We start from the raw sequence: 10208 nt of genomic DNA, 5'->3' as shown, positions 1-10208 counted from the left end.
CGTCGTTGGTGCCGGTGATGGTCACCGTCACCGTTCCCGTCGCCGTGCCGTCCTGGCTCGTCACCGTGAAGGTGTCGGTCACCACCTGACCCGCGGTCAGTTCGTTGTGCGCGCCGTTGCCGGTGTAGGTCCAGGCGCCGTCGGCGTCGATCGAGAAGTCGCCATAGGTGCCGGCGGCATTGGTCTGCGCCACCACATGCGCTTCACCGGTGTCAGGGTCGGTGATCGTCAGCTGGCCGCTGGTGTTCAGCGCCGCCGCCGTGTCGGCCTCGGTCACCGACTTCGAGTCCGAGCTCACCGTCGCCGCGTCGTTGGTGCCGGTGATGGTGACGGTTACGACCTGCGTTGCCGCCGAGCCATGGCCGTCGTTGACCGTTACGGTGTAGTGCTCGACCACGCTCTGGCCGGCAGCGAGATACTGCGAAGCTCCATTGTTGAGGGCGTAGTGCCATTGCACCGAGCCGTCGGCGGCGTTGGCGGCTTCACTGACAGGGTCAAGCGAGAAGGTGCCGAGCGCAGTCTCACCGGCGGTCGGCGTGAACGACGCAGTGTGGCCATCGCTGAGGTCGACGTCGTTGAAGGTGATCGTGCCGGCAGCGTTGAGCGAGTCAGTCGCCGAAGGTGTCGTGTTGGCATCTTCGACGACCGCACCGTTCTGTGCGCCGCTGGTGATCGAGACAATGTCATTCGTTCCAGTGATGGTGATGGTCAGCTGCGCCGTATCCGTGAGCCCATGCGGGTCACGGACGGTGTATGTAAACACCTCGGTGACTGTGACCCCGTCCGCCAGCGCGTTCGTGTCCACATCACCGTTGTTGAGCGTGTAGGTGTAGGTTCCGTTCGCATTCAGAACAAGTGAGCCATAGGTGCCCACCAACGGAGATCCGACGGTCCCGCCATTTCCAGATCCTGATTCCGGACCTGTCCGGACCGCCGAGACAACCAAGGACGGCTGGCCATCGTCCGCATCCGTATCGTTGGACAGCACGTTGCCCGCGGCTGTGGGATCGCCCGCTAAAGGTGTGTTTCCCGGGCCAACACCGGCCTCGCGCACCGGATCCGCGGCGTTGGTGTCGTCAATTCCGACAGGTGAGCCTGGGTCCCGGGCGACGAAAACCTGCTCGATCGCGGAGACTTTCAAATTGATGCTGGTGAAGGTGAATTCTGCCTGCCCCGCCTGGCCGGTATTGGTGTTCGAATTTGCGGTGATAAAAGCGCGAAACTGAGCGATCTCGCTGTTAAGCGTCGCCATAAACGAGGAGTTATTGAGCTGGTCATTGCTCAGGTAGATGAAAAGCGTATCGATCTCGGCGGTGCCTTTGGCGGCGCTTCCGTTGCCGCCATCATAGACATCGTAGCCGGAAAAGGTGGTTTGCCCGGTCGTTGTGCCCGTGCCGTAAACCTGGCCGCCAATCTTGTACTGATTTTCCCACGCTCGATAAATGAGCTTATCCGCTCCGGAACCGCCGAGGACCGTATCGAAGCCCGAGCCTCCGTCGAGCGTATCCGCGCCCGACCCGCCATTCAGACGGTCGCTTCCGGCGCCCCCGGACAGAATGTCATCTCCGCTGCCGCCAACCAGATTGTCGTTGCTGCTCGTGCCAACGGTTGTGGCCATCTTTCATCCCCCTGGCAGACACGCTCCGCGCCTGCTCGTTGGCCGTCGGAGACGGCTGACTACCCCATGCCGAATGCATCGGCGCCCAGTCTGACGGGGAGAGGAAAGGATCAGAGTGCCATGCAACCAGGCGCAACCCGACGGTCCGGCCCGTGAACGGCCAGCCCAAAAGGCGATTCACAGACAGGTGGTGGCTCGATGGTGATGGCTACGACGGCGATGATCGCCGCGTTGCTTTTCCCCTACCCCAGTAGCGCCGTACTCGTTGTTGCCGGTCGGGAGGTAATTCGCGCTACCCTATATATTAGGATATTATTAACTCTACCGCAGCGCGCGTCAATGTCGAATTCGAAGAAGAGTTAATGACAAAATGCGTACTTGTACGCGGACGTGAATAAACTGCATCATGTGCCTGTAGGCGCACGCAAATAGAAATCGTCTTCCACGTAGCGGATCAGGCCTATCACACCTCTCACACCGCCTTGCCCAGCTTGCCGCCGCGCTCGGCGACCGCCTTCTCGACGGCGCGCTTCAGCTCGTCCTTGATCTCGACGGTGTCGGCCATCAGTGTCTCGATCTTCAGGAAATCGAGCACGCGGTATTTCGAGACGGCCGGGCGGATAAGAATATCCGGCGGATGCTGCCGCAGCTTGTTGGCGATGATCGACTGCATCATCAGCTGCGTGGCGCCATACATCAGGTCGACCGTGGTCGGATGCTTGCGTTCGACGTCGCTCGGCGCCCCGACCACGTCGATGGCGATGATGATGTCGGCATCCTTCTCGACGAGGTCGAAGGGCACCGGGTTGTAGATGCCGCCGTCGATCAGCAAGCGGTCGTCGCGCGTCACCGGGCGGAACACCGCCGGAATGGCTGCCGAGGCGGCCAGCGCCGATTGCAAATCGCCCTGCGAGAACACCGCGAGCTTGTGGCCGAAATAGTCGGTCGCCGTCACCTTGAGCGGAATCTTCAGCTCTTCGAAGGTCGCCGGAATGGCGTCAGGCAGGAAGGCCTTCAGGATGCGCTCGATATTGAACTGGCCGACGCGGATGCCTCCCTGCATGGCCTCGGCGATCGTGCCCGGCCGCGAGCGCCACATGCGCGCGGCCACCTCGGCGCGGCTGCCGAGGATCAAGCGGCTGTATTCATGGATCTCCGCCCCTCGCATTCCGGCGGCCATGCCGGCGCCCATGATGGCGCCGATCGAGGAGCCGGCGATCGCCACCGGTTTGATCCCTAGCTCGTCCAACGCCTCGATGGCGTGAATATGCGCCAGCCCGCGCGCGCCGCCGCCGCCGAAGGCAACCGCGAAGGTCGGGCTCATCCCTTGGGGGCTCCCGCCACCTGCACCAGCGGCGGTCCGATCACCATTATCGCCGGGTCGGCCGACAGAAGCTTCCTTGCCGCCGCCTTGACGTCTGCAAGCGTCACCGCATCGATCAGCGCGGCGCGGCGCTTGATGTAGTCGATGCCGAGATCGTCGAGCTGCAGCTCGACCAGCGTCGCGGCAATGGAACTGGAGGAGTCGAGATTATTGATGGCGTAGGCGCCGATCATGTATTTCTTGGTCGCCGCGAGCTCCTCCTCGGTCGGGCCGTTCTCGGCCATCTCCTTCACCACCTGACGCACAATGGCGAGCGTCTCGGCGGCGCGGTCGGAACGCGTCGCCGTCGTGACCAGCAGCGCGTTGGAATGCTCGTGATCGACGAGATCGGAGCTGACGCTATAGGCAAGGCCGCGCTTCTCGCGCACCTCCTCGTAAAGCCGCGACGTGAAAGTCGAGCCGCCGAGGATCTCGTTCATCAGCACCGCGGCGTAAAAATCGGGATCGCTCCGTTTGACGCCAGGCCAGGCAAGCTGCAGCGAGGTCTGCGGCAGATCGTAGTTCACTTCCAGCTGCTGGCCGAGCTTCAGCGACACGTCCGCCACCTGGGCCAGCGTCTGCGTCTGCGGCAGGTCGCCGAACACCTCGTCCAGCTTGCCGGAGAGCGTGGCGGCGTCGATGTCGCCCACCACCGCCACATGCAGGCCGGCGCGCGCGAAACTCGCTTTGCGAAAGGCCTTGAGGTCGGCGGCCGTTATGGTGGCAAGGCTCTCCTTCGTCCCCTCATCCGGCCGCGCATAGGGATGCTTGCCATAGATCGCGCGCAGCCAGCGCTGCTGGGCGATCGTGTTGGGGTCGCGCTCATTGGCGAGAATGCCCGAAAGCATCTGGGCGCGGATGCGGTCGATCGGCGCCTGGTCGAAGCGCGGGCTGTTCACCGCCAGCTTCAGCAGGCCGAACGCCTCGTCCTTTTGATCGGACAGCATGCGCATCGAGCCATAAAGGCCGTCGCGTGCCGCCTGAAAACTCATCTCGGCCCCGGCATCGTCCAGCTTCGACTGGAAGGCCTCGCTATCGAGGTCGCCGGCGCCCTCGTCGAAAAGGCCGCTCATCAGATTGACCAGACCTTCCTTGCCGGCGGGGTCCTGCGCGGTGCCGCCGTCGAAGACGAAGCGGATGGCAACCAGCGGGATCGAATGGTCTTCGACCAGCCAGGCGGTGATGCCTTTCTTCGACCTCACCTCCTGGATGTTCATCTCCGCGTGGGCGGCCAGCGCCGGCAAGAGCAGGAAGAATAGGGCAAAGCAGAGGGTTGCGACGATACGGTAGACCCCCCCTTCTCCCCTTGTGGGAGAAGGTGGATCGGCGCACAGCGCCGAGACGGAGGAGCATATCGCCCAGCTGGGGCGCCCCTCATCCGGCCGCTTCGCGTCCACCGCCCGGGGGCGAGCCACGGGTCTCGCCCCGTCCTTCGGACCCCACAAGGGGAGAAGGGAAGAAGCGCCCATTCGTCCGCGTTCCATGCTCATCATCAATTCCCCGCCTGTTGTTGCGGCAGGAGATAGCCGGTCGTCGAGCGGTCGAGCACCAGGTAGCGGGCGGCCGCGGCCTTGACCTCTGCGGCAGTGACCTTGCGGATGCGGTCGGGCCATTCCTCGACATCCTTCACGTTGCCGCCGGTGGCGAGCGTCGAGCCGTACATATTGGCCATGTCGTCCTGCTTGTCGCGAGCAAAGACCATCGAACGGACATAGCGGGTCTTGGCCCGCTCCAGTTCGTCACCGGTCACGCCGTCCTTGGCAATGCGCGCGACCTCGGCATCGACCGCCGCTTCGACGTCGGAAAGCTTGGCGTCGCCGCGCGGCGACCCATAGACGGTGAAGTTGGTGGCGTCGAGCATGGTGCCCTGAAAGAACGCGCCGGCTCCGGAGGCGATGCCCTGCTTCACCACCAGCTGCTGGTAGAGGCGGCTGCGGTTGTCGCCGCCCAGGATTTCGGCCAGGAGATCGAGCGCCTCAGCCTCGCCGGGCTTGGCGGTGTGATAGGACGGCACCACCCATTGCGTGGAAAAGCTCGGCACCGAGACGCGCGCATCGGTCAGCGTCACGGTGCGCTTGGTGTTCTGCTCCGGCTCGACCGGGCGGATGCGCGGCCGCAGGTCCGGCCCGCGCGCCACCTTGCCGTAAGTCCTTTCGGCCATTGCCTTCACCGCGTCCGGATCGACGTCGCCGGCGACGATCACCACGGCGTTGTTCGGCCGGTAGAAGGTGTCGTAGAAGGCCTTGGCATCCTCGCGGTTCAATTGCTCCATCTCCTGCATCCAGCCGATCACCGGAACGCGGTAGGGCTGGTTCTGCCAGAGCGTCGCGTCGACCTCCTCGTCCAGCACTGCCTGCGGATCGTTGTCGATGCGCGAGCGGCGCTCCTCCAGGATAACGTCGCGCTCGGTCTTGATGACATCGTCGGTGAGGACGAGGTTGCGCATGCGGTCGGCCTCGAACCCCATCATCTCCTCGACCGCCGAAGGCGGCACCGTCTCATGGAAGGCGGTGTAGTCGTAGGAGGTGAAGGCGTTGTTCGAGCCGCCGATGTCGGCCACGGCGCGGTCGAACTCGCCGGCTGCGTGGTTGCTCGTAGCCTTGAACATCAGATGCTCAAAGAAATGCGCGATGCCGGATTTGCCGGGCGGCTCGTCGGCGCTGCCGATCTTGTACCATACCATATGAGTGACGATCGGGGCGCGATGGTCCGGAATGACGACGACTTCCAGGCCGTTCTCGAGCAGGAAATCCTTGACCGCGGCTTCGTCGGCGGCGCGTGCCGGAGCCTGCGCCGCGAACGCCAGCGCGCCGGCAAGGAATGCTGCGCGCAGGCCTCTGGTGTTCAATGTCATCAAATGCTCCGGTTTCGGTCGCGCGACGATAGAAAAGGTTCCATGGCGAGGCAAAGTGATTTGTTCGTCATTTTCGAGGCGCGTGCGTCATTTCCTTTTCCCTTGCGGGAGAAGGGACGTGCCCCTCACCCTACCTCGACAAACCGGATCACCGTGTCGCCATAGCCGCGCTCGTCCACCACGGAAAAACCGGCGCCCGGTTCGAACGGCGCGGACGCCGCCTCCTCGACCACCCAGAGCGCGCCGGGTAGGAGCCAGCCGCCGGCCTTTGCCGAGCGCAGCGCCCGCTCGCCGAGGCCCTTGCCATAGGGCGGGTCGGCAAAGACCAGGCCGAAAGGCGACAGCGTGCCGGCTTCGCCCAAATGGGTCGCGTCGCGGCGGAAGATTTTGGTCCGGCCGGTGAGCCCGAAGGCCTCGACATTGTCGCGGATCAGCCCGCGCCCTTCCGCCGATTCCTCGATGAAGACGCAGTAGGAGGCGCCGCGCGACAGCGCCTCCAGCCCGAGCGCGCCGGTGCCGGCGAAGAGATCGAGCACACGGCCGCCTTCGAGCTTTTCGGCATAGCGATGCGCAAGCACGTTGAACACCGCCTCGCGGGTGCGATCGGTGGTCGGACGGATGGCATTGGAACGCGGCGTCGCCAGCGGACGCCCGCGAAACTCACCGCCGACGATCCGCATTGCCACCCCTCGGCCCCTTCGGACCGCGCGGCCTGTCGCCGCCGCTTCCCTCCGGCCGATCGTCTCTTGGCTTGCCGAACGGCGTGCCCTTGCCGCCCGGCCTGAACGACGCCTTCCGCGCCTTCGCTTCCGCGGCCTTCGCGGCGTCGGCCTCCGCCCTGCCCTTGCCGATGGGACGCGCGCCCGGCGCCATCCAGACATTGGCCTTGCGCTGGCCGGGCGGTTCGATCGGCCGCGGTTCGCCTTTCTTGCCGCCGGCCTTGCCGCCGAAGCCGCGCTCGGACTTGCCGAAGCCGCGCTCGGATTTGTCGAAGCCAGGCTTGTCGAAGCCAGACTTGTCGAAGCGAGACTTGCCGAAGCCAGACTTGTCGAAGCGAGACTGGGGACCGCGTTCGCCGAAGGCTCGCTCGGGCTTCGTCGAAAGCTTGCTCAGCGCCTCGTCGCGGCTGCCCTCACGACGCTTGCGGGCCTTGATCAGCCCGCCCTCGCCGATCGGTCGGCGGTCGCCCTCGCGCGTGAATTTCGGCCGCTCGTCCTCATCGCGGCGCGGCTCGCTACGCCGCACCGGCTTGTTGGAGAACGGTTTTTGGATCTCGGCGTCGAAATTGGCGCCGGACTCTTCAACCAGCCGCTCGCCGAGCTGCTCGCGCAGCGTGCGGCCCTTGATCTCCAGCACGTGCCCCTCGGGCAGCTCGTTGAGCTGGAACGGCCCATAGGAGATGCGGATCAGCCGCGTCACCTCCAGCCCCAACGCGCCGAGAATGTTCTTCACCTCGCGGTTCTTGCCCTCGCGCAGGCCGATCGTCAGCCAGGCATTGCTGCCCTGCTCGCGGTCGAGCGAGGCCTCGACCGAGCCGTAGAACACGCCGTCGACGGCAATGCCGTCACGCAGGGGGGTGAGCTTGCTCTCCTCGACCTTGCCGTGGACGCGCACGCGATAGCGCCGCAGCCAGCCGGTGGCCGGCAGTTCGAGCACTCGCGACAGCCCGCCGTCATTGGTGAGCAGCAACAGCCCTTCGGTGTTGATGTCGAGGCGGCCGACGGTCATCAGCCGCGGCAGATCGGCCGGCAGCACGTCGAAGACGGTCTTGCGGCCTTCCGGATCGCGGTTGGTGGTGACCACGCCTGCCGGCTTGTGGAACAGGAACAGCCTTGTGCGCTCGATCGGCGGGATCTCCGTGCCGTCGAGATGGATGACGTCGTCGGGCATGACGTTGAAGGCCGGCGACGACAGCACCTTGCCGTTGACCTTGACGCGGCCGGCGGCGATCAGTTCCTCGGCGTCGCGGCGCGAGGCGATGCCGGCGCGCGCCAGCCGCTTGGCGATGCGCTCGCCGGCCTCCGGCGCTGCTTCTGAGGGCCGCGGGCGCGGCTTGAAGCCGCCTTCCGGCTTTCTCGCGGCGCTGTCGCGCGGCGCTCGATCGGCGAAATCCCGCTTCGGGCGCTGCGCGAAGTCGCCTCCGTCTTCGCGCTGCGGCCGGTCGGCCAAGTCGCGCTTGGGCCGATCGCCGAAATCCCGCTTGGGCCGATCGCCGAACTCGCGCTTGGGGCGATCGAAGCGCCGTTCGGCGCGTTCGCCTTCGGCGGCCATCGGCCGGTCGCCGCGCGGCGTGTAGGGCTTGCGGCCTTCGCGCTTGTCGAAGGGTTTGCCGTCGCGCGGCGGACCTTTGCGGAACGGTCGTTCGCCACGCTCTCCACCTTCGCCCCCGTCACGAGGCTTGTAGCTGTGGTTGAAATCGCGGCGCTCGCCTTCCGCGGCCGCTGGCCGATCGCCACGTGGCGTATAGGGCTTGCGGGCGCCATCGCGTTTTTCGAACGGCTTTCCCTCGGGGCGCGGTCCTTTGCGGAACGGTCGTTCTCCGCGTTCCGCGCCCTCGACGGCGCGCGGCTTGTAGCTGCGCTTGAAATCGCGCGCGGGGCGCTCGCCATCGGCGGCCATCGGCCTGTCGTCACGCTGCGTGTAAGGCTTGCGCGCGCCATCGCGCTTCTCGAAGGGCTTGCCCTGCGAACGCGCTCCCTGGCGGAACGGCTTGTCGCCGCGCGGCGTCGGTTTCGATCCGCCTTTGCGCGGCCCTTTCTGCCGTGATGATTTCTTGTCGTCGTCCATATGGATCTTGCTCTTCTTGGACTGCCGCGGCGTACGCGCCCGGTCGGACGCGTTATGCAGGCAGTGTCATCTTGATTTGCGCATGCAGCAGCGCGGCAAAAACCGATTCCGGTTTTCAGGGTCACGCGCTAGATAACAGGATCACCGTCGGGTGGCGAGGAGTAATCGGAATGCAAAGCGCGTGAAGCGGCCGGATTTCATGGCTTTGGCGCTCAAGGAAGCCGAAGCAGCCGCAAGCCGGGGCGAAGTGCCGGTCGGCGCGGTGATCGCCAACGGCAACATTGTCGTGGCCAAGGCCGGCAACCGCACGCGCGAGCTGGCCGATCCGACTGCGCATGCCGAGATGCTGGCGATCCGCGAAGCCTGCCGGCAACTCGCCAGCGAGCGGCTTACCGGTCACGATCTCTATGTGACGCTCGAGCCCTGCGCCATGTGCGCCGGCGCCATTTCGTTCGCGAGACTCCGCCGGCTCTATTTCGGCGCGGCCGACGAGAAGGGCGGCGCGGTGGTCAACGGCGTGCGCTTCTTCGCCTCGCCCACCTGCCACCACGCGCCGGACGTCTATTCCGGCTTGGGCGAAAGCGAAGCGGCCCTCATCCTGAAGGAGTTCTTTCGCGAGAGGCGGAATGGCAGTGAATGGTGAATGGTTGACGCAAGCAGTGAGTAGCAAAGAAGCAGGTCGTGAGTAGCGAGCAACAGAGACCTATTCGCTATTCGCTATTCGCTATTCGCCACTTACAGCCCCAGCCAGTCAAACCAGCCGCCGCCCTTCTTGCCTTCCGCCTGCGCCTTGAGCCGGCGCTCCTTCTTGTACTCGTCCTCGCCGAGCTCGTTTTGCGGCGCGGTGTCGGCGGCCTGACGATAGGCAAGCGGCGGCTCGCTCAAATACTTGCGGACATTGGGATTGCCCTGCTTCTGCTCCGCGAGGCGGCGCTGGATCTCGGCGGTTCGGGTCGCGCTGGAATCGTCCGGCGACCAGCGCGGCGGATGGCTGGATGCAGAATCGGCCAAAGCCTTCTTCACCGCCACCGGGTCGGTCTGAACGTCCTCGACCGCTTCCGGCTGGTAGTTCGGGTCGTTCTGGTGGGCGGTCGCGTCGGCGCGAATGCGGGCGCGGCGCGCCTCGGGCGATTCGGGCCAGTCGGCGCTCGCCGTCTGGATGCTTTCCTGCGGCGGCGGCAGAGTTTCCTTCTGTCCCGGCGCGGGCTTCACCAGGTCCGGGCGCGGCTTATAGTCGATAGGATCGCGGCGCTTCGGCGTGATCGCGACGGCGCCCGAAACGTCGTCGGCGAGTTGCTCGGCGGCGGTCTTGTCGGTTCCGTAGGTCGGAGAGCCGACGCAGCCCGACATAGCCATGGCCGATGCCACAAGCGGCGCCAGCAGCGCGGCGCGCGCAAACGTTCTTTCGGTCATGCCAAAAAGTCCCACTTTAAAGCCTTTCGGTCGCCACCGGCCACAGGGGCGCGGTCCCCTTCTTCCCCGCGTTTGCGATGGAAATCCGGCGACAATTTGTCTGCCGGAGTGTCGCGTGTTTACCTCAACCGCTTGTCAAGGGCAACGCGCGGGCGAATTTGCGCCGCCCGGCG

Annotated in this window: 8 protein-coding genes; 1 reads left to right on the top strand and 7 read right to left on the bottom strand. The window is 65.4% G+C overall.

Features of this window, described 5'->3' with window-relative positions; all coding sequences use genetic code 11:
* The 6 genes from CK218_RS24100 to CK218_RS24075 form a co-directional block, all read right to left on the bottom strand.
* Window positions 1-1618 (bottom strand): VCBS domain-containing protein (locus CK218_RS24100; protein ID WP_210201079.1); only part of this gene is annotated, 1618 nt, incomplete at its 3' end.
* A gap of 472 nt (window positions 1619-2090) precedes the next feature.
* On the bottom strand, window positions 2091-2942 hold the full coding sequence (locus CK218_RS24095; protein WP_066996672.1) for a patatin-like phospholipase family protein: 852 nt from the start codon (window positions 2940-2942) through the stop codon (window positions 2091-2093).
* Window positions 2939-4264, bottom strand: coding sequence for a pitrilysin family protein (locus CK218_RS24090; RefSeq protein WP_245435174.1), 1326 nt, complete (start codon window positions 4262-4264; stop codon window positions 2939-2941). The genes CK218_RS24095 and CK218_RS24090 overlap by 4 nt, the downstream gene beginning before the upstream one ends.
* Before the next feature lie 209 nt (window positions 4265-4473).
* On the bottom strand, window positions 4474-5835 hold the full coding sequence (locus CK218_RS24085) for a pitrilysin family protein (RefSeq protein WP_095778382.1): 1362 nt from the start codon (window positions 5833-5835) through the stop codon (window positions 4474-4476).
* Window positions 5836-5960: 125 nt separating this feature from the next.
* Complete coding sequence (gene rsmD, locus CK218_RS24080; RefSeq protein ID WP_095829118.1) at window positions 5961-6515, bottom strand: 16S rRNA (guanine(966)-N(2))-methyltransferase RsmD; 555 nt, start codon at window positions 6513-6515, stop codon at window positions 5961-5963.
* On the bottom strand, window positions 6496-8622 hold the full coding sequence (locus CK218_RS24075) for a pseudouridine synthase (RefSeq protein WP_095829117.1): 2127 nt from the start codon (window positions 8620-8622) through the stop codon (window positions 6496-6498). The genes rsmD and CK218_RS24075 overlap by 20 nt, the downstream gene beginning before the upstream one ends.
* 181 nt (window positions 8623-8803) lie before the next feature.
* Here CK218_RS24075 and CK218_RS24070 point away from each other — a divergent pair, with 181 nt between their 5' ends.
* Window positions 8804-9265, top strand: coding sequence for a nucleoside deaminase (locus tag CK218_RS24070; protein ID WP_066996659.1), 462 nt, complete (start codon window positions 8804-8806; stop codon window positions 9263-9265).
* 92 nt (window positions 9266-9357) lie between these two features.
* Here CK218_RS24070 and CK218_RS24065 read toward each other — a convergent pair whose 3' ends face one another.
* The gene (locus CK218_RS24065) at window positions 9358-10035 is read right to left on the bottom strand and encodes a hypothetical protein (RefSeq protein ID WP_082980518.1); all 678 of its coding nucleotides are present in this window, start codon (window positions 10033-10035) and stop codon (window positions 9358-9360) included.
* Window positions 10036-10208: the final 173 nt, after the last annotated feature.

Origin of the sequence: Mesorhizobium sp. WSM3879 (assembly GCF_002294915.1) — a bacterium.
In the GTDB taxonomy this organism is placed as follows: domain Bacteria; phylum Pseudomonadota; class Alphaproteobacteria; order Rhizobiales; family Rhizobiaceae; genus Mesorhizobium.
Note: the sequence above shows the minus strand (reverse complement) of the source record. Positions and strands in the feature narration are given on the sequence as shown.